Consider the following 22,764-nt stretch of genomic DNA (forward strand, 5'->3'; position numbering starts at 1 on the left):
TATCTTGCTGTGGGTTGGGTCTCTGCCTACTGTTGCTCGGGGGGGACGCTATGCCAACTAGCAGATGACTAGGCTATTGTGCTTTCTCTAAATAATTCGAACAGCGAAATTGGACTTTCTCATGAATAAAGTGCTGATCGTGGATGATCATCCCGTCATTCGGCTTGCTGTGCGCATGCTAATGGAGCGTCATGGTTATGAGGTCGTTGCCGAGACTGATAACGGTGTCGATGCGTTACAACTTGCGCGGGAACATATGCCGGACATTGTCATACTGGATATTGGAATACCCAAGCTCGATGGCCTTGAAGTTATTTGTCGGTTAGCTTCAACCAAGCAAGCCGTATCGTTCAAGGTACTGGTGCTGACGTCCCAGGCACCTGGTCATTTTTCCATGCGCTGCATGCAGGCCGGGGCTGCCGGCTACGTGTGCAAGCAGCAGGACTTGACCGAGTTGCTGAGCGCCATCAAGGCAGTGCTTTCCGGCTACAGCTATTTCCCGAACCAGGCGCTCAATTCGGTACGCTCCACGATGGGCAACGCCAGTGAAGCCGACATGGTTGAACGTTTGTCGGGGCGGGAAATGATGGTGCTCCAGCAACTGGCCCGTGGCAAAACCAATAAGGAAATCGCCGATGGCATGTTCCTCAGCAACAAGACCGTCAGCACCTACAAGACGCGCCTGCTATTGAAGCTCAATGCCCGCTCCCTGGTCGACTTGATAGAACTGGCCCAACGCAATGGCTTGGTGTGAGCAGGGCGCCCCGCCGCTCTGACGTTCCTGTAACAACCGGCACAAAAAAGCCTCCGTCAGGGAGGCTTCCGACCGTCTGCCAGAGGGTCAAAGATCGAAGTCGTAATCGGCCAATTGTTTCTGCAAGCGTCGCTCTTCCAGAAGATTGTCGATAGTTCGGCGTTTGCTCAAATTGGTCTTGGCTACCTCTGCGACGGGCGCTGGCGCCTCATCGTCTTCCAGCTCCACCAGGTCGTCATCAACTTCGATTTGTTCTTTGCCAGTGCTCATAGGTTCACTCCAGGCTAAGACTGCCGTTGGCGCCCCTTATAGCGATAATCCACGAGCGGGTAAAAAAGATTTTTTCAATCGATGGATAGAGAAAACCCCGGAACCCTCAATCGTCGGATGTCTTGTGCTTGTATTCGCATAAATCTTCGATCCTGCAGCTGCCACATCGAGGCTTGCGCGCCTGGCAAACATAGCGCCCGTGAAGAATCAGCCAATGGTGTGAATCGAGCAGATAGGGCTTGGGTACGAATTTCATCAGTTGTTTTTCGACCTCGACCACATTCTTGCCGCGAGCGATGCCGGTTCGGTTGCTGACGCGAAAAATATGGGTGTCCACCGCCATGGTGAGTTGACGGAATGCGGTGTTGAGCACCACGTTAGCGGTCTTGCGCCCGACTCCGGGCAGCGCTTCCAGGGCTTCCCGGGTTTGCGGCACTTCGCTGGCGTGTAGCTCTATGAGCAGGCGGCACGTCTCGATCACGTTCTTGGCCTTGCTGTTGTACAGGCCGATGGTCTTGATGTACTCCGATAATCCCTCCACACCCAAGGCATGAATAGCCTCTGGCGTATTGGCCACCGGGAATAGCTTGGCCGTGGCCTTGTTGACGCCAACGTCGGTGGATTGGGCCGACAGGATCACCGCGATCAACAGCTCGAACGGCGAGGAGTACGCCAGTTCAGTCTTGGGTTCCGGATTGTCTTCGTGAAACCTGCGGAAAATTTCCAGGCGTTTTGCAGCGTTCATAAGGGCGGACGTTTCCTTGCAGGCGGTCGACGGGATTGAAGCGATACAGTGCAGCATCAGCTGTGGGTCAGGTGTTGCCGGTGGCGTCGGCCTCGGCATCATGCAGCGTCTGCTCGGCGGCGTTCAGCGCGGCGCTCAGGCTGGCCAGTTGTTGTTCATCAGCTTGTTGATCCTGGGCCTTTTTCAACTCGGCCCGGCGCATCGCCAGTTGAATCTTGGCGCGTTTGAGCTCAGGGCCCTGGGTGGTCGGCAGCGTTGGCGGGCTGTTGCCTTCCAGCGCGGCAAGCGCCTGCTCCGAGGCTTCGAACTGCCTTTGCAGGACAATCAATTGCGACTGCTGCTCATAAGTCGGCGGATGCCCAAACGCCTTCAGGGACTTGTGCAGTTGAGCACGGCTCATGGCGAGATTGATTTTGGCTTGCTTGATCGCGGCATCCTGAACGGCCTGATGGGGATCAGCTTGTGCCGCTGCCACGGGGGCCGTGCGTTTGGCCCGCGCCAGGCGTTCGGCAAGCTTGCAGGCTTCCTCACGTTGCAGGCGCGCGTTGCGCTGTTCGAAACGCCGCCGAGCGCGGTCGCGTTTGAGGCCACGTTCGTGCCGTTCGTGATCGCTGCCCGCCAGGCCGCCCACGATAGGCAAGACGTCAGCGAGTGGGCGCAGCTCGATGCAGTCGACAGGGCAGGGCGCTACACACAGGTCGCAACCGGTGCACTCGTCGATAATTACCGTATGCATCAACTTGGCGGCGCCCACGATGGCGTCCACCGGGCAAGCCTGGATGCATTTGGTGCAACCGATGCATTCGGCCTCACGGATATAGGCGATCTGCGCCGGCGCGTCTCCACGGCTGGTATCCAGGGCCAGCACTGGCACACGCAGCAATTGCGCGAGCCCGGCGATGGTTTCCTGGCCTCCGGGTGGGCACTTGTTGATTGCCTCGCCGTTGGCGATGCCTTCGGCGTAAGGCTTGCAGCCCGGGTGCCCGCACTTGCCGCATTGAGTCTGCGGTAGCAGCGCGTCGATACGTTGAATGAGGTTCATGCTTTGATCATAGCGTTGACGCCAGGCCCACCGGTGCAGGCAGGCTGAAAAGCCCCGGCGCCGAAGCGCCAGGGCATCTTGCAGGGTTTACTTGATGCGTTGACCCGGCTTGGCGCCGCTGTCCGGGCTCAGCAGGTAGATTTCTTCGCCGCCAGGGCCAGCCGCCATCACCATGCCTTCAGACATGCCAAACTTCATTTTTCGTGGCTTGAGGTTGGCGACCATCATGGTCAGGCGACCATCGAGCTTGGACGGGTCAGGGTAAGCGCTCTTGATACCGGAGAACACATTGCGTCGCTCGCCGCCCAAATCCAGGGTCAGGCGCAGCAGCTTGTCGGCACCTTCCACGGCTTCGGCCTTGACGATCAGTGCAACGCGCAGGTCCACGGCGGCAAAGGTGTCGAACTCGATTTCATCGGAAATAGGGTCCTTGGCCAGCTCGCCGTTACCTGCGGGCGCAGTCGAGCCGGTATCCGTCTGGCTGGCGACCAGGTCTTCTTTCGAAGCGTCGGTCATGGCCTGGACTTTCACCGGGTCGATGCGGGTCATCAGGGGCTTGAACGCGTTCAACTGGTGGTTGCTGAGCAGCGTGGCGTGGTCATTCCAGGTCAGTGGCGCGACGTTGAGGAACGCTTCTGCGTCGGCGGCCAGCAGCGGCAGCACCGGCTTGAGGAAGATCACCAACTGACGGAACAGGTTGATGCCGGTGGCGCAGATCGCCTGAACTTCGGCCTCTTTGCCTTCCTGCTTGTTCAGCGACCAGGGTGCCTTGTCTGCAATCCAGGCATTGGCACGGTCAGCCAGGCCCATGATTTCGCGCATTGCACGAGCGAAGTCACGGGCTTCATAGGCGTCGGCGATGCTCGGCGCGGCGGCCAGGAACGCATCGGTCAGTTCCGGAGCGGCATTTCCAGCGACCAGTACCCCCGCATTTCCCTTGTGGATGAACCCGGCACAACGGCTGGCGATATTGACGACCTTGCCGACCAGATCCGAGTTGACCTTCTGGACGAAGTCTTCCAGGTTCAGGTCGAGGTCGTCGACGCCACGGCCCAGCTTGGATGCATAGTAGTAACGCAGATACTCCGGCGACAGGTGGTCCAGGTAGGTGCGCGCCTTGATAAAGGTGCCACGGGACTTGGACATCTTCTGCCCGTTCACCGTCAGGTAGCCGTGCACGGCAATGCCGGTCGGCTTGCGGAAGCCCGAACCTTCGAGCATCGCCGGCCAGAACAACGCGTGGAAGTTGACGATGTCCTTGCCGATGAAGTGGTACAGCTCAGCGGTGGAGTCTTTGCCCCAGAACGCATCGAAGTCCAGCTCTGGCGTGCGGTCGCAGAGGTTCTTGAAGCTGGCCATGTAGCCGATCGGCGCATCCAGCCACACGTAGAAGTACTTGCCCGGCTCGCCCGGGATTTCAAAGCCGAAGTACGGCGCATCGCGGGAGATGTCCCACTGCTGCAAGCCGCTGTCGAGCCATTCGGCGAGCTTGTTGGCCACGGCGTCCTGCAGGGTGCCGCTGCGCGTCCAGGTTTGCAGCATCTGCTGGAAATCCGGAAGTTTGAAGAAGAAGTGCTGGGAATCCTTGAGCACCGGGGTGGCGCCGGAGATGGCCGACTTCGGATCCTTCAAATCAGTCGGGGCATAAGTCGCGCCGCATTTTTCGCAGTTGTCGCCGTACTGGTCTGCGGTGCCGCATTTCGGGCAGGTGCCCTTGATGAAGCGGTCGGCCAGGAACATTTTCTTTTCCGGATCGAAGTACTGGGTGACCGACCGCTGGTCGATGTGCCCGGCTTCCTTCAATCGCAGGTAGATCTGGCTCGAAAGCTCACGATTTTCGTCGGAGTGGGTCGAATGGAAGTTGTCGAAATCCACCAGGAACTCGGCAAAGTCGGCGCTGTGTTCAGCCTGCACATTGGCGATCAGTTGTTCCGGGGTGATGCCTTCCTTTTCGGCGCGCAACATGATGGCCGAACCGTGGGCGTCGTCCGCGCAGACATAAATGCATTGATTGCCGCGATGCTTCTGGAAGCGCACCCACATATCGGTCTGGATGTACTCAAGCATATGGCCAAGATGGATGGAACCATTGGCATAGGGCAGGGCGCTGGTGACGAGGATCTTGCGTGGCTCGGACATGGGGCTCGGCTACTTGATGAAACGGAGGTCGGCCACTATAAAGCGCCGGGAAATTTATTTCACCCCGTGGTGCTGTTTCAGAATTTTCCATCCCTGCGAAAGCATGCCGCTGGCGGCCTGGAACGGTTAGGATAGCCGCCTGTTTCAGTCAGTCTTTTTTCGGGAGTTGCCCATGAGCGCCGTCAATCGCGCAGCGGTGGAAGCCGTTCTTCGCCAGTACACCGACCCCTATTTGAACCAGGACCCGGTCAGTGCCGGCTGTGTACGGGCTATCGAGGTCCAGGGTGACCAGGTATCGGTCCGGTTGGAACTGGGCTATGCCGCTGGCCTGTTCAAAAGCGGATGGGCGCAGATGTTGCAAATAGCCATCGAAGGCCTCGATGGCGTGCGCTCGGCCAAGGTCGATATCCAGTGCGTGATCGCGCCGCACAAGGCCCAGGCGCAGATCCCTGGCCTGGCCAACGTCAAGAATGTGATCGCCGTGGCGTCGGGCAAGGGCGGTGTGGGCAAATCCACCACCGCCGCCAACCTGGCCTTGGCCCTGGCCCGTGAAGGCGCGCGCGTGGGCATCCTCGACGCCGATATCTATGGTCCGAGCCAGGGTGTGATGTTCGGCATCGCCGAAGGTACACGGCCGAAGGTCAAGGACCAGAAGTGGTTTGTGCCGATCGAGTCCCTGGGCGTGGAGGTCATGTCCATGGCTTTTCTGACCGATGACAACACGCCGATGGTCTGGCGCGGGCCGATGGTCTCCGGTGCGTTGCTGCAATTGGTCACCCAGACCGCCTGGGGCGATTTGGACTACCTGGTGATCGACATGCCGCCCGGTACTGGCGATATCCAGCTGACCCTGGCGCAGAAAGTCCCGGTGGCCGGCTCGGTGATCGTCACCACGCCTCAGGACCTGGCATTGTTGGACGCGAAGAAAGGCGTGGAAATGTTCCGCAAGGTCAACATCCCGGTGCTGGGTGTGGTGGAAAACATGGCCGTTCACATCTGCTCCAACTGCGGCCATGCCGAGCACCTGTTCGGTGAGGGTGGTGGCGAGAAGCTGGCGACTCAATATGGCGTCGAACTGCTGGCCTCGTTGCCGCTGTCGATGGCCATTCGTGAACAGGCCGACGGCGGCAAGCCCACTGTGGCTGCCGAGCCCGATGGTCAGATTGCTATGGTCTACCAGGAGTTGGCCCGCCATGTGGGCGCGAGAATAGTGCTGCAGGAAGCGATTGCCCCTGCGATGCCGACGATCACGGTCAGCGACGACTGAACCTTGCGTAGGAACGTGACCTGTCAGGCTCGTTACGCTTTTTCCGCAGTAACCTGTGTAAGCATTCGCTTACTTTTTTGTAGGTATTCGGTTTTTTTACAGGGTGTGAGCGTCTCGAATCCGTGAGCGATGTTTCTAACTGATTGAAATAAAACAGTTATTCATCTCTGTGTAAACGCCCGCGCCCTGCAGTCGCCCAGTTGGATCCCGTTGAACTTATTTTGGGATTCTCTAACATCAGCCCTGTGTCCACGGATTGGCACGGCCATCAAGGAATGATGGTTTGAAGGAATGTCGCAGGATGCGATTCATCAGGACGATGAAAAGGAATACAGGGACTAAGGAAAAAATGTGGGCGGGTCATACCGCCCCTTTTTTCGCCTGTAGAAAAGTGAAACCGGCTACGTAGAAACGCAAAAAGGCCCGCAAGGGGCCTTTTGGGACGGTGACGCTATCAGCGTTCGAGCTGTGCAATCTTACCTTTTTTGCCGTCCCACTCCGCTGCATCGGGCATCGGATCTTTGCGTTCAGTGATGTTCGGCCAAATCTCTGCCAGCTCGACGTTCAACTGAATGAATTCCTGCATCTCTGCCGGGACTTCGTCCTCGGAGAAAATCGCAACGGCCGGGCATTCTGGTTCACACAGGGCGCAGTCAATGCACTCGTCCGGGTGGATGACCAGGAAATTCGGGCCTTCGTAGAAGCAGTCCACCGGACACACTTCTACGCAGTCGGTGTACTTGCACTTGATGCAGTTGTCGGTGACGACGAAGGTCATTTCTAATTTTCTCCTCAGGCGGCGGCAGCGAAACCCTGTGTGGCAGGGCTCGCGAGGTTCGGGAGCGATAGTCTGCAGGCCAGGCTCATAGCCCGCAGCATCCCAAACCGCGCGAGAGTCTACCAGCTTGCAAGCGTCAGCGTTATATCCGAGTCTTCAGTGCATATAACATTTCGAGCGCTTTGCGTGGGGTCAAGTCATCCACGTCGAGCTTAGCCAACTCATCGAGTACCGGATGGGGCAGGCTGGCGAACATATCGCTCTGATGCGGCACGGCGGATTTCTTGCTGGCCTTGGCTGGGCTGGCGACGACCGTTTCATGGGGCAGGGCCATGGTTTCGAGGCGGCTGAGGTGCTCGCGGGCGCGGGTGATCACATCATTTGGCACACCGGCCAATTGTGCGACCGCCAAGCCATAACTCTGGCTCGCCGGGCCCGGCAGCACATGGTGCAGGAACACGATGCGCTCGTTGTGCTCGGTGGCATTGAGGTGCACGTTGGCTACCAGCGGCTCGCTTTCCGGTAACACGGTCAGTTCGAAGTAGTGGGTAGCAAACAACGTATATGCGCGCAAATGAGCCAGGCGTTCGGCCGCCGCCCATGCCAGCGACAGGCCGTCGAACGTGCTGGTGCCGCGCCCGACTTCGTCCATCAGCACTAGGCTACGCTCGGTGGCGTTATGCAGAATATTGGCGGTTTCGCTCATTTCCACCATGAACGTCGAGCGCCCGCCGGCCAGGTCATCACTGGAACCGATCCGGGTAAAAATCCGGTCCACCAGGGACAGCTCGCAACTGGCCGCCGGCACGAAGCTACCGATGTGGGCCAGCAGCACGATCAATGCGGTCTGGCGCATGTAGGTGGATTTACCGCCCATGTTCGGACCGGTAATCACCAGCATGCGGGTGTCGTCGTCCAGCGACAGGTCGTTGGCGACGAACGGCGTGGTCAGCACCTGCTCTACCACCGGATGGCGCCCTTGTACGATACGCATGCACGGTTCGCTGACAAACCGTGGGCAGTTCAAATCCAGGTTCAGCGCACGCTCCGCGAGGTTGCTCAGCACATCCAGCTCCGCCAGGGCGGCTGCGGTGTCTTGTAGCGGTGCCAGGCGGCTGATCAAGTCTTCAAGCAAGGCTTCATAGAGCATTTTTTCCCGCGCCAGGGCGCGGCTTTTGGCCGACAGCGCCTTGTCTTCGAAGGCTTTAAGCTCTGGAGTGATAAACCGCTCGGCGCCTTTGAGGGTCTGGCGACGTTGATAATCGATAGGCGCCGACTCGGCCTGCTTGCTCGGCAACTCGATAAAATAGCCGTGCACCCGGTTGTAACCGACCTTCAGATTGGCCAGCCCGGTGCGGGCTTTTTCGCGCGCCTCCAGGTCGATCAGGAACTGCCCGGCGTTTTCGCTCAGCGACTGCAGCTCATCCAGTTCACTGTCGTAACCCGTCTTCAGAACGCCGCCATCACGGATGATCGCCGGCGGGTTATCGATAATGGCCTTTTCCAGCAGGGCCGCGAGATCCGGATAAGTGCCGGCGGTGACGGCCAACTGCTGCAGGTGCGCAGTGTCCAACTCGGTCATCGCCGCCTGCAATTGCGGCAGGGCACCGAGGGCATCACGCAGGCGCGCCAGGTCACGTGGACGCGCGTTGCGTAGGCCGATTCGCGCCAGGATGCGCTCTATATCGCCAATCTCTTTGAGTTGCGGCTGCAGCTTTTCAAAACGATAGCCGTCCAGCAGGCAGGTAATGGAAGACTGACGCGCTTGCAGCACGCTTAAATCTCGCAACGGACGGTTCAGCCAGCGGGTCAGCAAGCGGCTGCCCATGGCGGTCTGGCAGCGGTCGACTACCGATTGCAGCGTATTGTCACGCCCACCCGACAAGTTGGTATCCAGTTCCAGATTGCGACGGCTGGCGCCATCGAGTACCACGGTATCGTCCAGACGCTCATGGCGCAGGCTGCGCAAGTGCGGCAGGGCCGTGCGCTGGGTTTCCTTGGCGTAGCTGAGCAGGCAGCCGGCGGCGCCGATGGCCATGGTCAAGGTTTCGCAACCGAAGCCTTTGAGGTCCTGCACGGAGAATTGCTGACACAGGCTTTTAAGCGCCGAATCTCGCTCGAAATCCCACGGTGCGCGCCGCTTGGTCCCACGGCGCTTCTCCGCCGGCAGGTCCTTGGGCCAATCGTCCGGAATCAACAACTCCACCGGGTTGATACGCTCCAGTTCCGCCAGCAGGTTCTCCCAGCCCTTGATCTCCAGCACGCTGAAATTGCCGCTGGTGATATCCAGTACCGACAGGCCGAACAAACGCTCATCACCCAGGACAGCCGCGATCAAGTTATCGCGCCGCTCATCCAGCAGCGCCTCATCACTCACCGTCCCCGGCGTAATAATGCGCACCACCTGGCGTTCCACCGGCCCCTTGCTGGTCGCCGGATCGCCGATCTGCTCACAGATCACCACCGACTCGCCCAGCTTCACCAGCTTGACCAAGTAACCTTCCAACGAATGGTAAGGAATCCCACACATCGGAATCGACTGTCCCGCCGATTGCCCACGAGCGGTCAGGGTGATGTCCAGCAACTTGGCGGCCTTCTTCGCATCCTCATAGAAGATCTCGTAGAAGTCGCCCATGCGATAGAACATCAACTGATCAGGGTGCTGGTTCTTCAGGCGCCAGTACTGCTGCATCATTGGGGTGTGGGAGGATAGATCGGAGGCGTTTTTACTCATTGGGTAATAGGCAAATTCGTTGAAAGTGATGGGGCAAAGGGCGCGCTTGGCCCAGCATTTTTTGCGATGGCGGCAAGGTTAACACGCGAGGTCGGGGGTTCGCAGTTTGCAAAAGGCCAGGTAATACGCGGGAAGAAAAACGGCTATGCATTAAAGGTGCACGAAGTGCCGTCTGTAGAGGCTTTACTTTGCCCTGCGACCGCTGGCAGGAAACAAACCTCTGATAACACCCAGGAAAGCCGCAAACAGATTGATCGAAGTTGCGGTGGTGATGGCCATTAACACGTTATCCGAGAACGGCGCTTTACCGGAGTAATACGTCGACCAGCCATTCCACACGAGGAGGACCGCCCAGAAGATCACGCCGCAGGCAGCAAACCAAAAGGCGCGCCCCGCATATTTCTTGCGCAGCTGCCTTTCGGCCTTCTGGTCTTTCAGATTCTGGTTTCTTTCATCGTCGGTGCCTATGGCTTGCTCGCCACCGGCTTGGGAGTCCTGGTCAGGCCCTGCCATGGGGGGCAGGGTGAGTTCCAGGTTGTCGAGTTCTTCACTCACGGATGCGGCTCTTTGGGTGAATGAGTGCTGCCATGTCTTCCCAGTCAATGGCGGAACCGTCGGCGCCCTTGAGGGCCCAGGCTGTGCCGTCCTCGTGGGAAAGGTTGGACAGTTGAGTGCCGGACCATTTGCCGTATTTGTTAATGATCCGGTCAATCAAACGATGGGTGTAGGTATCGCTCTCAGGAACCCTCGGTGTAACAAAGACAATGTCTTCGTCGTCGGGCTTCAAATTGCTGAGCAGCGAAGTCACGGGACGGCTGCCGTAGGATTTCAACTCATGGTAAAGCGAGGGAATGACCGGGCCATATTGCCAGCGGGCAAAGTGGTCATCCATAAGCGGTTGATCCCGCTCGCGCAGATGCCAGGACTGGGTATAGAACAGGAGCTTTTGCAGCTTCATCGGCGTCAGGCCTGAAAGCTTGCCTTCCTTCGCGCGTTCAATGAAGGCGTTAGCGACAGCTAGAGCTGAATAAGCCATGAGCACCTCCGTCGTTGCTGGCTAGGTTGTTACAGAGTTTATACATAGGCTCTGAATTGTCGATAAGCAAGGGCGGCTGTCAATCTGCGCCCTTTTACATCCGGTCGCGTGCGAGTATATGAAGTCGCACGGAATGATAGAGGCTGTTTGACTGTTCGTATATACAGTATTTTGTTTCAGATTCGCCTAGTCAGCTTGTTTAATGCATAAATATGCAAATTAGCATTTGCCATTCGCAAAAACTCTCGTCACTATTCCGGTTATGCAAAAACGCAACGTTTCTATCGTCTTGAAAGAGCTGCTGGATCGCGACCGAATCTCCCCCACGGAGCTTCATCGGCGCACTGGCGTGCCTCAATCCACCCTGTCCCGGATCCTCAGCGGCAAGATCGTTGATCCGTCGGACAAACACATCTCACGCATCGCCGAATACTTCCGCGTCAGCACCGACCACCTGCGCGGACGCGCAGCGGTAGGTACCTTGCGTGATGACGGGCGCGACCCGATGCATTCGGAACTCAAGGACATAAGCCTGTGGGACGACGACACCCCCGTTAATGATGACGAGGTGTCGATCCCCTTTCTGCGTGAGGTTGAATTGGCTGCTGGATCAGGAAGATTCGTCATCGAGGAAAGCGAGAAGGCCAGCCTGCGCTTTGGAAAGCGCAGCCTGCGGCATAACGGCGTGCAGTTCGACCAGGCCAAATGCGTGACGGTACGTGGCAACAGCATGTTGCCGGTGCTTCGCGATGGCGCGACGGTGGGGGTGAATGCCGGCAAGAGCGGGATTGGCGATATTGTCGATGGTGACCTGTACGCCATCAATCATAATGGCCAGCTGCGGGTGAAACAGCTCTACCGCCTGCCGTCCGGGATTCGTCTGCGCAGTTTCAATCGTGACGAGCATCCGGACGAGGACTACAGCTTCCAGGATATCCAGGATGAGCAGATCAGCATCCTCGGCCATGTGTTCTGGTGGGGCATGTATGCCCGCTGACCTACTTACGTAAGACAAAGCCCGCCAACGAGCGGGTTTTTTTTCGCCTGGGGAAAACCGGCAAACCCTTTGCCCACGGGCTCTTGATGCACGAGCGCATGAACCAAGCAAAAATAAATGCATTTGTGCATTGACTGTATATGCATACATGCATATTCTTCATCTCAAGCCAGCCAACAAGGCCTGGTGGAGGCGGCAGGGATGCTGCCAAGGAAGACAAGGAAGGCACGCAACACCGGCAAGGACGCCATCGAAGCGATGGCAAGGATGCCAGGCGACACCGGCAAGGATGCCGACGCTCTTTAGTGGTAGCGCTTCAAAAACAGGCAGCGATGAACCGGCCTTAACGGTTCAGAGGGTTGGCAACTGACCCGGGTGTGCAGCGTAAAGCACCAGAAGCAGTTATCCGGCAGACAGGGATCGTGGTCGGAAAAACATTGAGGAAAGGACCGTACCGCGCCAGTAGCGCCGAAAGTCCGCAGACAGCATTACTGAAAAGCCTGGGCAACCGGGCTTTTTGGAATGCCTACCTATCGAAGTATGTGTAATTGAAAAACGGACTATTCAGTGCTCAGCCAGGAGGCGTGACATGACAAACGAACAACAAGCGTTAGCGGAAATGCCTATCTGGCTGGTGATTATATTGGCGTTGATCGGCGGGGTGTCCGGCGAAATGTGGCGCGCCGACAAGGAGGGCGCCCGCGGCTGGTCGCTGATTCGGCGCCTGGCGCTCCGGTCCGGGGCGTGCATGGTCTGCGGGGTTTCGGCCCTGATGCTGTGCTACGCCGCCGGGATGTCGATCTGGACCGCCGGCGCCATTGGTTGCCTGACCGCCATGGCCGGTGCCGACGTGGCCATCGGCCTTTATGAACGCTGGGCGGCCAAGCGCATCGGGATCAATGAAGGTTCCCATCAGGACCCGCAGTAACCGCAAGGACGCTACTCAAATGACCCTTATCGAAAAGCCATCCCAACTCCCCCAGGCTATCGGCGTGGCGCTGCATGCAGCCTTCCCCGACCTCAGGGTCGGCAGCCACCAGGACTTCCAGAACGACGCAGAAAAAACCGGTGTGATGGTCACCGTTGAAGGCAATGGTCCTGGCATCCGCTCTCGCGAAGGCCGCAAGGCCCATGCCCTGGCCATTTCGCTCACCGTCATGGTTGCCCCCGGCGCATTGCCGTTCGATGCCTGCGACCTGGCCAGCCAGTTGATGGACTTGGTGCTGGACAACCGTTGGAGCCTGCCCCAGTCCCAGTGCGATTTGCCAATGAATATCGTCGCCGCTCCCTCTGGGCGTACGACCGCAGCAACGGACTACGACACCTGGACAGTGTCCTTCACTCAAACCCTCTACCTCGGACCCGTGTTGCTCGATGATCCTACAGGCCAACCGCTGTTTGCCTCTACCTGGGACGTCCTGGATATCGATGACCCCGATCAATACAAACCCTTGGCGGAGTAGCCCATGTTCGACACGCTGTTACGCATGCAACTGGGGCCGATTGTCGAGCGCCTGGCGGAGATGGAGGCGCAACTCGAAGACCTCTACCGACGCGCTGAAAGCTTCTGCCGCATTGGCGTTTGCCAACAGGTCGATGCCGCCAGCAATACCTGCAGGGTCAGCCACGGCGAGTTGCTTACGCCGGCCATCCGCTTTTTCAACCCCAGCGCCGGTGCGCAAACCGAAACCCGTATTCCATCCGTGGGCGAGCAATGCCTGCTGCTCAACTACGGCGGTGGGGAAGGGGGCTCACAGTCTGTGGCGCTGTTCGGCCTCAACAGTAGTCGCTTTCCGCCTGTTTCCACTGTGCCGTCCTTGACCCGGCGGCGCCATCAGGACGGCACACAGAGCGACTACGACGACGCCAGTCATACGTTCAACTGGGTCAACGGGCCGACGACGTTCAGCGCTTCCCGCGAACAGGTCGACGTCAAGGTCGGCGCCGCCAGCCTGACCCTCAGCCCGCAGGGCATCACCTTGCAAATCGGCGGCACCGCACTGCTGCTGGATGCCGGCGGCGCTCACTTCAGCGGCCCGGTGATAGACCACCAAGGTCGAGTCATCAGCCCCTGATAAGGACATTCCATGATCGGCATCGATCGCAACACCGGGGCAGCCGTTGATGACTGGCTGCAATTCGTGCAGCGCGCCACCCGAGCGCTGACCACACCCGTCGGCACGCGGCAGAAGCGTCCGCTGTATGGCTCGCTGATCCCGCAACTGCTCGGGCAGAACCTTGGCGATGACCTGCTGCTGCTCGCTCAAAGCCACGCCGCCCAAGCGTTTTACAACGCGCAGAACGGCATCGGCGATTTCCAGCCCGAGGTCATCGTCGCCACTCGCCAGGGCGCCGGGCTGCTGCTGCGCTTTGCCGGCACCTGGAAAAACCGCCAACAATCCTTCGAGGTCGTGACATGAGCATGCTGATCCCTGGCCAGAACCAACTGGCCGAGCCGGCGATTATTGCAGTCGATGAGTTCGAGCCGCTGCTCGCCGAATTCAAGGCGTTCGTGGTCGATTACGTCGCCACCCGTGCACCGCAAAGCGCGGCCAAACTCAAGGTCAGCCTCGACAACGAAAGTGAACTGCTGACGTTGGCGCTCGAGGCCTTTTGCGTGCGCCTGCAAACCCATGAGCGCAAATACAATGCACGCATCAAGCAGATGCTGGCGTGGTGGGCCACCGGCAGTAATCTGGATGCGCGCTTGGCTGACATGGGTCTTGAACGCCAAGTGCTTAATCCCGGTGACCCGGCGGCCTTCCCGCCCGTGCCGCCGACCCTGGAAAGCGACGACGATGCTCGCTTGCGCTATTACCTCGCGCCCCATGCCCCGGCTGCCGGCTCGCGGATGCAGTATCGCCGCGAAGTGTTCACCCTTGGCGAGCGACCCACAGTCAAGGTACAGAGCGCATCGCCGGGGGTGGTGACTGTCAACTACACCTTCGACCCGGACGGTTATGCGGCACAGGTAAAGGACGGCAACGGCCGTCGTATCGCGCCCGGCGAGGTGATGGTCACCGTGTTGTCCCGTGAGGGCGATGGTACTCCCTCGGCCGATTTGCTTGACGGTGTACGCCGACATTTCGCACGGCCGGATGTACGGCCGGAAACCGATCTCGTCACCGTGCAGGGCGCACAGATTCAGCCCTACAAGATACGCGTCATCGCCAAGATCAATGCCGGCCCGGACTCGGGCCTGACCCAAGTGGCGGCGCAGCAACTGCTGCAGACTTACGCGGACTCCTGTCATCGCCTGGAAGGGCGCGTCGACCCCAGCTGGATCGACTACGCCATCCACAGTGCAGGGGCGGCGCAACTGCAAATCCTTGAACCGCTGGCGCCGATTGTCAGCAGCGCGTTCCAGGCCCCGTATTGCACGGGTGTCGAGGTGGAGGTGCGTACGCTATGAGTGAACCTGACGCGAGTTTGTTGCCGGCTAACAGTTCACCGCTGGAAAAGGCCCTGGACTTGGGCTTCGGCCAGTTGCTCGAGCGAGTCACGCCGCCGTTTCCGGCGTTGATGAACCCACTGCAAACCCCCAGCGAATTTCTTCCTTACCTGGCCGCCGACCGCGGGGTCAGCGAATGGGATGCCGATGCCAGCGAATCGGAAAAACGCCTGACCGTGGCCTTGTCCTGGCAGATCCAGCGCCAGGCCGGCACACCCAAGGCGCTGAGCTATGCGGTGGAGTCACTGGGATTCACCCCCAACATCAGCGCCTGGTATCAGCAGCGGCCAATCGGTACGCCCTATACCTTCGACGTGCAGGCGATCATTGGGCGCAGTTGGTCCAGTGGCGACCACAACCGGCTCATCCGCCGCATCAACGCAGCCAAGAGCGAGCGGGATCAGGCGACGATAACCGTTGTTCACGAAACCGAAGGTCGGCTTGGGTTGACGCAGGTCCTTCATGCCCCGCTAAGCGACGGCGAGCTGTATTTAAACGGCGCGCTGCCGGAGTTGGCGTTGGTTGCTCGACTTAACAGTGTCGGCGTTGCCCGGCACTACACCATTAACGACTACGACCTCAGGGCGCAGCCATGACAGATGAAATCACGCGCCTGGTGCGCTTCACCTCCAAGGGTTTGGATGAAGTGCTGCAGGCAAAGAACCAGGGCCTCAAAGCCGAAATCACCCACATCGGCGCCGGTACTGGTCGCTACAACCCAGACGGTACAGAAGTGGCCTTGCGCGATGAGCGCCAACGGGTCGCCATCGTGGATTACGAAGACCTGGGCGAGCGCCAACTCAGGATGGCCGCGCTGTTTGACGGCGACGGTGAGTATGAGATTGGCGAGTTCGGTTTTTACCTCGCCAGTGGAACCTTGCTGGCGGTGTATTCCGTGGCAGGGAAGTTGCTGACGTATAAAGCAGCGGCGGCGCGGGTACTGCAGAAGTTTACGTTGGATATTTCGCCGTTGCCGGTGGATAGCGTGACGATTGTGGTGGGGGGAGATAATCTCAATATTTTGTTGGCGGAGGATATTGCGGTACTTGCCACTGCGAATATTGACAATATGGCGCGTCAAACCGAGTTGTTGTTTCGTGTGATAACGCTGGAAGCGAGCCGTTAGGGCATTAACAAATTAAGGAGTTACACGTGAGTTTAGAATCGACTATTACATCGCTGGTGACAGCAGCGAATAATTTGACCGCTGCGGTTAATGGGAAAATTGGAAGTATCAATGCGACGATGGCAGGTGCGCTAGCTCAGTTCAATGAGTGGCGCGGCCTAAAAGATGTCGAAGGTGATCCAAATTATCCGGGCACCATCCGCAGTACAATTTTCCAAGGACACGTCTATGGTACCGGTGGCGTATATGAGGCTTTAGCTATAGGTGATTTTAAGCCAGCCGACTTGGGAGCCAGTGCCAACGTTTATATGCATTTTCAGATCCCTCTGAATATCAATGTCAATTCTGAGATGTTTTGGTTCAACATCAAGGGGTATAGCTACGGTACGGCAAAGATTATCGACGAAACACTCGTTGGTTATTGCTATCAGCCGAATCGGACGCTGCACAATGTGTCCACGTTCGGAAATATGACTCCAGCTGTTTACGTAGACGCAAATGGCAATATTGTTATGCGGGTTTTGATTCCAAATATTTACTACACCACCATCCGTATAGACACCATGCGTGTAGGCAATGGTCGTCTATTTAATCTCGGTGATCTTAAAACCAAAGTTTCGTTGGCCGACACTGTGATTTTTAGCTAAGGAGAAATGGAAATGTCTGAACTATCTAACGTCGAAAATCCAACATTTAAGATTGCTACGCCGACACCTGAAATTGAATGGGCTGCCATTCGTGCGCGTCGGGATCAGTTGCTAAGGGCTACCGATTTCACTCAACTGCCCGATTATCCCGCTTCCGATGCGCAACGAACTGAAGTGGCGGCCTATCGCAAAGCATTGCGGGACATTCCTGAACAGGCAGCTGAACCATCGGCGCTGGAGTGGCCCGTGCTGCCCACGTTCCTGAAATAACCCCCACCGCGAAAGCGGTTTTTTTTGCCCTCCCAAAGCCCCTCCCCGCAGGGGCTTTGGCGTTTCTCACCCGGAGAATCCTACCCATGCCCACCCGCCAAACCTACACCGTCCTCATCCCTTTCCCCATCGGTAACGGCCACTGGTCCACCGCTGGGGAGGAGCTTGAATTGCTGGACGTCGAAGCATCCGCCCTGCGCACCGCCGGTCGTCTGGAACTGACCAGCGTCCTCAACTCCACCCCCAAGAAGGCTGACTAATCATGGCTGAGGTTTTGAACTTCGAGCACAACGGCATCACCGTGAATGCCACCGAATCCCCCGAGGCCATGGGTGGCCTGGGTGATAACGTCATCGGCCTGGTGGGCACCGCCCCCAACGCCCATGCATCGATCCCGAAAAACGCCCCGTTCCGGATCAACAGCTTTACCACCCAGGCGCTGCTGGACCCTACCGGTACCGAGTCGGGCACGCTGTTCCAAGCGGTGTACCAGATCCTCAAAGTGGTGAAGGTGCCGGTCTATGTGGTCATCGTCGAAGAAGGCGCCACGCCGGCCGACACGGTCAACAATGTGATCGGCGGCAACGACCCCGTCACCGGCCGCAAACTCGGCCTGGCTGCCCTGGGCAGCGTGCCTGAAGACCTGACCATCATCGGCGCCCCGGGCTTTACCGGCACCAAGGCTGTGGCCGGTGAGTTCGCCTCCTTCGGCAAGCGCATCAAGGCCCGTGTGGTACTGGATGGCAAGGACGCCTCGGTCGCCGATCAAGTGACCTACAGCGGCGAACTGGGCGGCGCCGACCTTGGCTTCGACCGTTGCCTGCTGGTGCACAACATGCCGTCGGTGTATTCCAAGGCCGCGAAAAAGAACGTGTTCCTGTCGCCGTCCTCGTTGGCCATCGCCGCGCTTGCCAAAGTCAAGCAATGGGAAAGCCCTGGTAATCAGGTGACCTTCGCCGAAGACGTTTCCCGCGTCGTCGAGTACAACATCCTCGACACCTCCACCGAAGGCGACCTGCTCAACCGTTATGGCGTGAGCTACTACGCCCGCACGGTGCTCGGCGGTTTCTCGCTGCTGGGTAACCGTTCCATCACCGGCAAGTTCATCAGCTACGTCGGCCTCGAAGACGCCATCAGCCGCAAGCTGGTCAAGGCCGGCCAGAAGGCCATGGCCAAGAACCTCACCAAGTCCTTCATGGACCAGGAGGTCAAACGCATCAACGACTGGCTGCAAACCCTGGTTGCCGACGAAACCATCCCTGGCGGCAGCGTCTACCTGCACCCGGAGTTGAACAGCGTCGAGAAATACAAGAACGGCACCTGGTTCATCGTCATCGACTACGGCCGCTACGCGCCGAACGAACACATGGTTTATCAACTCAACGCCCGCGATGAAATCATCGAGCAGTTCCTGGAGGACGTTCTCTAATGTTTACTAACCGAGTCAGACAGGCCATTGCGGCCACCCTTCAAGGCCTGCCGTTGTCGGCCACGGTCGATTCCTTTACGCCGCCGAAGATCGAGTTCGAAATGGACCCGATGACCGGCGGGCGCTTCATCGCCGAAGAGGTGGCCAAAAGCGCCAAGGTGCTGGGCGCAACCCTGGTGTTGCAAGGGGTTGGTGCAGAAATTCTGCTGGCGCTTGGCGTCACGCAGGGTGATGACATCCTGTTGAACGTGCGCGAAGCCGGCCAGGACCAGGATGGCAAGACCTACTTCACCTACCACACCGTAGGCGGCAAGTTGAAGTCTCTGGCCGAAACCGCACTGACGATGAACGCCAAGCCGGTCACCACCCTGGAACTGTCCTGCCGCACCTACAGCCGTCTGGAAAACGGTATTCCGGTGATCGACATCGATGTGCGCACCCAGAAGTTCGTGCTCAACGGCGTCGACATCCTCGGTGACGCGCGCCGCGCCGTGCTGATGCCGTAATCCCCCTGGGGGCGGGTCAGCTCGCCTCCATACCCCATCAAGGAATTGCCCCATGGCCTGGATGCCTCCGTTACACATCCTGCTGTCCCCGATCACCGCCGACACCGGCGTCGTGATCGAGCAGATTCAACTGAAACCATTGTTCTACGCGCCACAGAAAGAAGCCCTGGCACGCGCCGGTGATGACGAGGATGACCAGTTTTTCGAACTGGCAAAGCTCGCCACCGGCCTGTCGGAAAAAGAGCTCGACCAACTCAAGCGCCCGGACTACGTCAGCATCGCGCAATACGTACACGAGATGTCGACTCAGCCTGCATCGTTCTTCCTCGATCAAGCCGATGCGCCACGCGAATCGTTGACCTGCGAGCAGGTCGCGCTGCTGCTGCCCCTTGAGGCCAGCGGCCGCACGCTCACCCACGTCACCCTGGAAATGCCCGCCCTGCGCGCCACCAAAGTGATGAAAAAGCTGCCCACCAATAAAGAACGTGCCGAGTTCATCACCGCGCATTGCGCCGGCCTGATGATTCCCGATCTCGCCGGACTCACCGTGCCCGACTGGACAGAGTTGCAGGGGCGCATTGACGATTTTTTAAACAAACCGGCGGACTTCTTTCGGAGCGCGACATCGAAGTGATCCTCGATGTAGTACCGCTGGTTTACTCGGTAAGCGAAGCGGAAATCCTCGATTGGGAAGCCGGGAAAGCAATGCGCCGCTATGACATCGCGATCAGTCGCCTTGGGCTCAAACAGGAGTAGAGCGGGATGGCAGACAGTAACTATGCGGGCGGGTCGGCCATCGTCAAGGACGGCTGGCTGACTCAAGGCTCACTGGCACAGGGCGGGGGGCAGGCCAGCCTCAACCCATTCGCGCAAACGCTGACGGGGCCGGCTGAGGCTGGGCCGGGGAGTGCTGCGAACCTGGCATTGGCATTGGCCGATGCCAGCCTGCAGATCAATCATCTGGCCGAAGGCCAGAGCCGGCTTGTGGAGACGCTCGAGCTGTTCAACGTCTCGTTGCTCAAAGTGATGGACGCTCGGCAAGCTGACGCGGTCGACGCGGCGGGAGCGAGCGATACAACTACCAGCACGACGGCCAATACAGGCACACCGTCGCAGGCACTGGATGCCGCGATGAGCGCCCTGGGCCAACTGTTGCAGTTCGTCGGACGCGAGCGCAAGTCAATGCGTGAAGCCAACCTCGCCATGGCGTCGGAGCCTGTGGTGGCGGCCAGTGGCGCAAGCGCCGTTGACCTTGCGAAGGTCGAGTACGTTGCCGCCAAGTCGGGTATCGGCAGCGACCGAGTTGACGCTTCAGGCAATATCGACCAGGCCGGGCGCCAGGCTGACCTGCAGCAGTTTGCCCGCGACGCCGCGATCATGGCGACGGCGTTCAAAATCGATGTCAAGCACGCCGGTGAACTCATGGGCGGCTGGCGCGAGTCAATGCATCTGGACCGCGCACAAACCCTGGACTTGGCCGACGCGACAACGGTGCTGGGCAATGTTGTCTCGCTCAAGGCCGAATCGGCGGATATCGCGGCCATTGTGCAACATCAGGGTGCTGCCGCGACGGATGCGGGCATGAGCCCCGCGCAGGCGGCGGCACTGTCGGCGGCGTTGCTGAGTGCAGGTAATAGCAAAGGCGCTGCTGGCCTCGGGCTGGAAAAAATCAGTGCTGCCCTGGCTAAAGGCGACAGCGCTTCCCCTGGGCAGCGCGACGCCTGGGCAGCGCTAAAGCTTGACCCCGACGTGTTGTCCGGCGGAATGAAACAGGATGCTGCGCAGACCCTGGTCACCGTGCTGGAGGCACTCAAAGCGCAACCGGCCGAAAGGCAGGCGGCGCTGGCGACGCAACTGTTCGACGGTAACCAGGCGATTCTGAGCCTGGTGCCGATGATCGACACTGTGAAGCTGGCCTTTTCGCAAGTGGCCGACACATCCAGCTACGCCACATCGGCGCTGGGGGATCATGGCGCTCTCCTGCGCTCGGCAGCGGTTCGCGCCGATTCCGCCCAGGCCCGTCGACAGGCCTACGAGGCCAGTACTACACGTTTGCAAACCGCTTCCGACACCGCCCTGGCGCCCGTTGTGGATACCTCGCTGACGGCGATGACCAGTTTGGTCAATGGTGTGAGTTGGTTGGCCGAAGCCCTGCCTCAGGCCACCGCCGCCGTCACGCTGGCGGGTGCTGCGCTGGGGCCGTTGATTTCCGGCGTTTCCGATGCCGTGAAAGACAAGGTCTTTGAAAAGGTCGCCGGGAAAATTCTTGGCGAAGGCGGCGCCATCGACTCATCCGCTCGTTCGCAGCAATCTCAGAGTAACGAAACACCCGCAGGCAATCGTACGCCGGGTTCGGCGCCGGGCGCTGGTCGGTCGCGCAGAACGACGAAGGCCAGCAAAGTCGCCAAGGGGGCTGCGTTGGGGCTGGTGCTGGCGAACGCCGGAGTCGATGTCGCCAAGGGCGCGCTGTCGGGGAATCTGGGTGAAGCGGTTGGCACCAGCGTGGGCTCGGTAGGCGGCGGGGTCGCCGGGGGTTTTGCCGGTGAGTTCGCCGGCATGGCGATTGGCCGAGCTGTCGGTACGCTGGCGGGGGCGGTGATCGGTTCGGTTGTGCCGGGTGCCGGCACGCTGCTGGGTGGCGTCATGGGCGGCGTTGCCGGCGGTGCCATCGGCAAGGTGGTCGGCGGTGCCGTCGGAACGTTCGTCGGCAGCGACGTTGGCGCCTGGCTGGCTGAAAAAGTGATGGGGTCCGAGGATCGCTTGCCGTCTCCCACGGAGGTCAGCACTCACCTCAATACCCCTCAAGCCGATAACCGCCAAATCAATTTTGCCCCGCAAATCACTATCAACGCGCCGGAACAAGCCAGCTATCAGCAATTGGCGACACTCGTGGTGCAACAGATCGAAGCGCAATTTACCCCGCTGTCGATGGACAACCTGCTGGCGACGCGACGTGGCGCAGCACTCACCGATGGAGCTGTGTGATGCGACAACAGATGGTGTTGGGCACGTTTATTTTCGGGCTGTCGCGCGGGTTCGCCTACGACACCCTGGATCGTGGAAGCAGTGGTGGCTGGGTCAGCCTGAACATCATTGCTGGCAAACCCAAGTCGAGCCAAGTGGGGCAGGATCTGGAAACACTGACCTTTGGTGGCAAGGCAGCGCGTGCCAAGGGCATGCAGCGCCTGGATGAGTTGCGCGCCTTGCAAGACCTGCGGGCACCGTTGCCGTTGGTGGACGGCCTAGGGCGTAACTGGGGGTTGTGGACCATCAAGTCGATCAGCGAAAAACAAACCAGCGTGATCGACGACGGTACGGCGATGGCGATCGGTTGGTCGCTGGTATTGGAGGAGTTCGTCAATGCGTAGGGTTCGAAGTATCGCTGGCGACTCGGTGAACCTGCTGCTCTACCGAGAGCTGGGGCGTTGTGATGATGCCGCAGAAGAAGCGCTGTGGCGCTTGAATCCGGAGCTGGCGGAAAAGGGCGCGGTATTGCCGGCAGGCATCAGCGTGCTGGTGCCCGAATTGGATGCGCAACCTGCTGCGAGCCGGCCGGTTTCAGCCTGGGATTAA

Annotated in this window: 27 protein-coding genes; 19 read left to right on the forward strand and 8 right to left on the reverse strand. The window is 59.2% G+C overall.

Annotation, left to right across the window (positions count from 1 at the left end):
- The first annotated feature begins 121 nt into the window (after positions 1 to 121).
- Positions 122 to 754, forward strand: coding sequence for a response regulator transcription factor (locus C4J87_RS05590; protein ID WP_003188986.1), 633 nt, complete (start codon positions 122 to 124; stop codon positions 752 to 754).
- Between the two features lie 87 nt (positions 755 to 841).
- Here C4J87_RS05590 and C4J87_RS05595 read toward each other — a convergent pair whose 3' ends face one another.
- The 4 genes from C4J87_RS05595 to metG form a co-directional block, all read right to left on the reverse strand.
- Positions 842 to 1,024: a PA3496 family putative envelope integrity protein gene (locus tag C4J87_RS05595; RefSeq protein WP_124361519.1), complete on the reverse strand. Its 183-nt coding sequence runs from the start codon at positions 1,022 to 1,024 to the stop codon at positions 842 to 844.
- A 106-nt stretch (positions 1,025 to 1,130) separates the two neighbouring features.
- Positions 1,131 to 1,769, reverse strand: coding sequence for an endonuclease III (nth, locus tag C4J87_RS05600; protein WP_124366012.1), 639 nt, complete (start codon positions 1,767 to 1,769; stop codon positions 1,131 to 1,133).
- 67 nt (positions 1,770 to 1,836) lie between these two features.
- Positions 1,837 to 2,811, reverse strand: a complete 975-nt coding sequence (gene rsxB, locus C4J87_RS05605; protein ID WP_124366013.1) for an electron transport complex subunit RsxB — start codon at positions 2,809 to 2,811, stop codon at positions 1,837 to 1,839.
- 87 nt (positions 2,812 to 2,898) lie between these two features.
- Positions 2,899 to 4,950, reverse strand: a complete 2,052-nt coding sequence (gene metG / locus C4J87_RS05610; RefSeq protein WP_124366014.1) for a methionine--tRNA ligase — start codon at positions 4,948 to 4,950, stop codon at positions 2,899 to 2,901.
- A 172-nt stretch (positions 4,951 to 5,122) separates the two neighbouring features.
- Between metG and apbC the strand changes: the two genes are divergently transcribed.
- The gene (gene apbC, locus C4J87_RS05615; protein ID WP_124366015.1) at positions 5,123 to 6,217 is read left to right on the forward strand and encodes an iron-sulfur cluster carrier protein ApbC; all 1,095 of its coding nucleotides are present in this window, start codon (positions 5,123 to 5,125) and stop codon (positions 6,215 to 6,217) included.
- Between the two features lie 454 nt (positions 6,218 to 6,671).
- Here the strand turns inward: apbC and fdxA are convergent, their stop codons facing one another.
- From fdxA to C4J87_RS05635, 4 genes are all read right to left on the reverse strand, one after another.
- The gene (gene fdxA, locus C4J87_RS05620) at positions 6,672 to 6,995 is read right to left on the reverse strand and encodes a ferredoxin FdxA (RefSeq protein WP_124361524.1); all 324 of its coding nucleotides are present in this window, start codon (positions 6,993 to 6,995) and stop codon (positions 6,672 to 6,674) included.
- 142 nt (positions 6,996 to 7,137) lie between these two features.
- Positions 7,138 to 9,729, reverse strand: a complete 2,592-nt coding sequence (mutS, locus tag C4J87_RS05625) for a DNA mismatch repair protein MutS (RefSeq protein WP_124366016.1) — start codon at positions 9,727 to 9,729, stop codon at positions 7,138 to 7,140.
- Between the two features lie 183 nt (positions 9,730 to 9,912).
- Positions 9,913 to 10,284: a hypothetical protein gene (locus C4J87_RS05630; protein ID WP_124366017.1), complete on the reverse strand. Its 372-nt coding sequence runs from the start codon at positions 10,282 to 10,284 to the stop codon at positions 9,913 to 9,915.
- Positions 10,277 to 10,765, reverse strand: a complete 489-nt coding sequence (locus C4J87_RS05635) for a Panacea domain-containing protein (protein ID WP_124366018.1) — start codon at positions 10,763 to 10,765, stop codon at positions 10,277 to 10,279. Before C4J87_RS05635 ends, C4J87_RS05630 begins: the two co-directional genes overlap by 8 nt.
- A 262-nt stretch (positions 10,766 to 11,027) precedes the next feature.
- Here C4J87_RS05635 and C4J87_RS05640 point away from each other — a divergent pair, with 262 nt between their 5' ends.
- The 17 genes from C4J87_RS05640 to C4J87_RS05715 all read left to right on the forward strand — a co-directional run bounded on the left by C4J87_RS05640 (position 11,028) and on the right by C4J87_RS05715 (position 22,764).
- A complete protein-coding gene (locus C4J87_RS05640; RefSeq protein WP_124361528.1) occupies positions 11,028 to 11,762 on the forward strand; it encodes an XRE family transcriptional regulator in 735 nt (244 codons plus the stop codon).
- 589 nt (positions 11,763 to 12,351) lie between these two features.
- The gene (locus C4J87_RS05645; protein ID WP_124366019.1) at positions 12,352 to 12,690 is read left to right on the forward strand and encodes a phage holin family protein; all 339 of its coding nucleotides are present in this window, start codon (positions 12,352 to 12,354) and stop codon (positions 12,688 to 12,690) included.
- 19 nt (positions 12,691 to 12,709) lie between these two features.
- The gene (locus C4J87_RS05650; protein ID WP_124366020.1) at positions 12,710 to 13,225 is read left to right on the forward strand and encodes a hypothetical protein; all 516 of its coding nucleotides are present in this window, start codon (positions 12,710 to 12,712) and stop codon (positions 13,223 to 13,225) included.
- A 3-nt stretch (positions 13,226 to 13,228) separates the two neighbouring features.
- Positions 13,229 to 13,837, forward strand: coding sequence for a phage baseplate assembly protein V (locus tag C4J87_RS05655; RefSeq protein ID WP_124366021.1), 609 nt, complete (start codon positions 13,229 to 13,231; stop codon positions 13,835 to 13,837).
- Positions 13,838 to 13,849: 12 nt separating this feature from the next.
- Positions 13,850 to 14,182, forward strand: coding sequence for a phage baseplate protein (locus C4J87_RS05660; RefSeq protein WP_124361531.1), 333 nt, complete (start codon positions 13,850 to 13,852; stop codon positions 14,180 to 14,182).
- Entirely contained in the window at positions 14,179 to 15,174 is a 996-nt protein-coding gene (locus C4J87_RS05665) for a baseplate J/gp47 family protein (RefSeq protein WP_124366022.1), read from the forward strand. The genes C4J87_RS05660 and C4J87_RS05665 overlap by 4 nt, the downstream gene beginning before the upstream one ends.
- Complete coding sequence (locus tag C4J87_RS05670; RefSeq protein ID WP_124366023.1) at positions 15,171 to 15,809, forward strand: phage tail protein I; 639 nt, start codon at positions 15,171 to 15,173, stop codon at positions 15,807 to 15,809. Before C4J87_RS05665 ends, C4J87_RS05670 begins: the two co-directional genes overlap by 4 nt.
- Positions 15,806 to 16,339 carry a phage tail protein gene (locus C4J87_RS05675; RefSeq protein WP_124366024.1) on the forward strand — a complete coding sequence of 178 codons (534 nt, stop codon included), beginning with the start codon at positions 15,806 to 15,808 and terminating at the stop codon, positions 16,337 to 16,339. Before C4J87_RS05670 ends, C4J87_RS05675 begins: the two co-directional genes overlap by 4 nt.
- A gap of 26 nt (positions 16,340 to 16,365) precedes the next feature.
- Complete coding sequence (locus tag C4J87_RS05680) at positions 16,366 to 16,986, forward strand: hypothetical protein (protein WP_124366025.1); 621 nt, start codon at positions 16,366 to 16,368, stop codon at positions 16,984 to 16,986.
- A 12-nt stretch (positions 16,987 to 16,998) separates the two neighbouring features.
- Positions 16,999 to 17,256 (forward strand): tail fiber assembly protein, encoded by a 258-nt coding sequence (locus C4J87_RS05685; protein ID WP_124366026.1) that lies wholly within the window; start codon positions 16,999 to 17,001, stop codon positions 17,254 to 17,256.
- Positions 17,257 to 17,342: 86 nt separating this feature from the next.
- A complete protein-coding gene (locus C4J87_RS26070; protein WP_164484513.1) occupies positions 17,343 to 17,516 on the forward strand; it encodes a hypothetical protein in 174 nt (57 codons plus the stop codon).
- A 2-nt stretch (positions 17,517 to 17,518) separates the two neighbouring features.
- Positions 17,519 to 18,685, forward strand: a complete 1,167-nt coding sequence (locus C4J87_RS05690; protein WP_124366027.1) for a phage tail protein — start codon at positions 17,519 to 17,521, stop codon at positions 18,683 to 18,685.
- Positions 18,685 to 19,191: a phage major tail tube protein gene (locus C4J87_RS05695; RefSeq protein WP_124366028.1), complete on the forward strand. Its 507-nt coding sequence runs from the start codon at positions 18,685 to 18,687 to the stop codon at positions 19,189 to 19,191. Before C4J87_RS05690 ends, C4J87_RS05695 begins: the two co-directional genes overlap by 1 nt.
- 52 nt (positions 19,192 to 19,243) lie before the next feature.
- Positions 19,244 to 19,825 carry a phage tail assembly protein gene (locus tag C4J87_RS05700; RefSeq protein WP_124366029.1) on the forward strand — a complete coding sequence of 194 codons (582 nt, stop codon included), beginning with the start codon at positions 19,244 to 19,246 and terminating at the stop codon, positions 19,823 to 19,825.
- A 128-nt stretch (positions 19,826 to 19,953) separates the two neighbouring features.
- The gene (locus C4J87_RS05705) at positions 19,954 to 22,176 is read left to right on the forward strand and encodes a phage tail tape measure protein (protein ID WP_124366030.1); all 2,223 of its coding nucleotides are present in this window, start codon (positions 19,954 to 19,956) and stop codon (positions 22,174 to 22,176) included.
- Positions 22,176 to 22,559 carry a phage tail protein gene (locus C4J87_RS05710; RefSeq protein ID WP_124366031.1) on the forward strand — a complete coding sequence of 128 codons (384 nt, stop codon included), beginning with the start codon at positions 22,176 to 22,178 and terminating at the stop codon, positions 22,557 to 22,559. Before C4J87_RS05705 ends, C4J87_RS05710 begins: the two co-directional genes overlap by 1 nt.
- Positions 22,552 to 22,764, forward strand: a complete 213-nt coding sequence (locus C4J87_RS05715; RefSeq protein WP_124366032.1) for a tail protein X — start codon at positions 22,552 to 22,554, stop codon at positions 22,762 to 22,764. The genes C4J87_RS05710 and C4J87_RS05715 overlap by 8 nt, the downstream gene beginning before the upstream one ends.

Source organism: Pseudomonas sp. R1-43-08 (genome assembly GCF_003852255.1).
In the GTDB taxonomy this organism is placed as follows: domain Bacteria; phylum Pseudomonadota; class Gammaproteobacteria; order Pseudomonadales; family Pseudomonadaceae; genus Aquipseudomonas.

Coding starts and splice junctions, on each gene's coding strand:
- fdxA (WP_124361524.1), bottom strand. CDS start 6,995: ATGACCTTCGTCGTCACCGACAACTGCATCAAGTGCAAGTACACCGAC.
- C4J87_RS05715 (WP_124366032.1), top strand. CDS start 22,552: ATGCGTAGGGTTCGAAGTATCGCTGGCGACTCGGTGAACCTGCTGCTC.
- C4J87_RS05710 (WP_124366031.1), top strand. CDS start 22,176: ATGCGACAACAGATGGTGTTGGGCACGTTTATTTTCGGGCTGTCGCGC.
- C4J87_RS05675 (WP_124366024.1), top strand. CDS start 15,806: ATGACAGATGAAATCACGCGCCTGGTGCGCTTCACCTCCAAGGGTTTG.
- C4J87_RS05655 (WP_124366021.1), top strand. CDS start 13,229: ATGTTCGACACGCTGTTACGCATGCAACTGGGGCCGATTGTCGAGCGC.
- C4J87_RS05650 (WP_124366020.1), top strand. CDS start 12,710: ATGACCCTTATCGAAAAGCCATCCCAACTCCCCCAGGCTATCGGCGTG.
- nth (WP_124366012.1), bottom strand. CDS start 1,769: ATGAACGCTGCAAAACGCCTGGAAATTTTCCGCAGGTTTCACGAAGAC.
- C4J87_RS05685 (WP_124366026.1), top strand. CDS start 16,999: ATGTCTGAACTATCTAACGTCGAAAATCCAACATTTAAGATTGCTACG.
- C4J87_RS05660 (WP_124361531.1), top strand. CDS start 13,850: ATGATCGGCATCGATCGCAACACCGGGGCAGCCGTTGATGACTGGCTG.
- mutS (WP_124366016.1), bottom strand. CDS start 9,729: ATGAGTAAAAACGCCTCCGATCTATCCTCCCACACCCCAATGATGCAG.
- C4J87_RS05700 (WP_124366029.1), top strand. CDS start 19,244: ATGGCCTGGATGCCTCCGTTACACATCCTGCTGTCCCCGATCACCGCC.
- apbC (WP_124366015.1), top strand. CDS start 5,123: ATGAGCGCCGTCAATCGCGCAGCGGTGGAAGCCGTTCTTCGCCAGTAC.
- C4J87_RS05595 (WP_124361519.1), bottom strand. CDS start 1,024: ATGAGCACTGGCAAAGAACAAATCGAAGTTGATGACGACCTGGTGGAG.
- C4J87_RS05640 (WP_124361528.1), top strand. CDS start 11,028: ATGCAAAAACGCAACGTTTCTATCGTCTTGAAAGAGCTGCTGGATCGC.
- rsxB (WP_124366013.1), bottom strand. CDS start 2,811: ATGAACCTCATTCAACGTATCGACGCGCTGCTACCGCAGACTCAATGC.
- C4J87_RS26070 (WP_164484513.1), top strand. CDS start 17,343: ATGCCCACCCGCCAAACCTACACCGTCCTCATCCCTTTCCCCATCGGT.
- metG (WP_124366014.1), bottom strand. CDS start 4,950: ATGTCCGAGCCACGCAAGATCCTCGTCACCAGCGCCCTGCCCTATGCC.
- C4J87_RS05645 (WP_124366019.1), top strand. CDS start 12,352: ATGACAAACGAACAACAAGCGTTAGCGGAAATGCCTATCTGGCTGGTG.
- C4J87_RS05590 (WP_003188986.1), top strand. CDS start 122: ATGAATAAAGTGCTGATCGTGGATGATCATCCCGTCATTCGGCTTGCT.
- C4J87_RS05695 (WP_124366028.1), top strand. CDS start 18,685: ATGTTTACTAACCGAGTCAGACAGGCCATTGCGGCCACCCTTCAAGGC.
- C4J87_RS05635 (WP_124366018.1), bottom strand. CDS start 10,765: ATGGCTTATTCAGCTCTAGCTGTCGCTAACGCCTTCATTGAACGCGCG.
- C4J87_RS05665 (WP_124366022.1), top strand. CDS start 14,179: ATGAGCATGCTGATCCCTGGCCAGAACCAACTGGCCGAGCCGGCGATT.
- C4J87_RS05705 (WP_124366030.1), top strand. CDS start 19,954: ATGGCAGACAGTAACTATGCGGGCGGGTCGGCCATCGTCAAGGACGGC.
- C4J87_RS05690 (WP_124366027.1), top strand. CDS start 17,519: ATGGCTGAGGTTTTGAACTTCGAGCACAACGGCATCACCGTGAATGCC.
- C4J87_RS05670 (WP_124366023.1), top strand. CDS start 15,171: ATGAGTGAACCTGACGCGAGTTTGTTGCCGGCTAACAGTTCACCGCTG.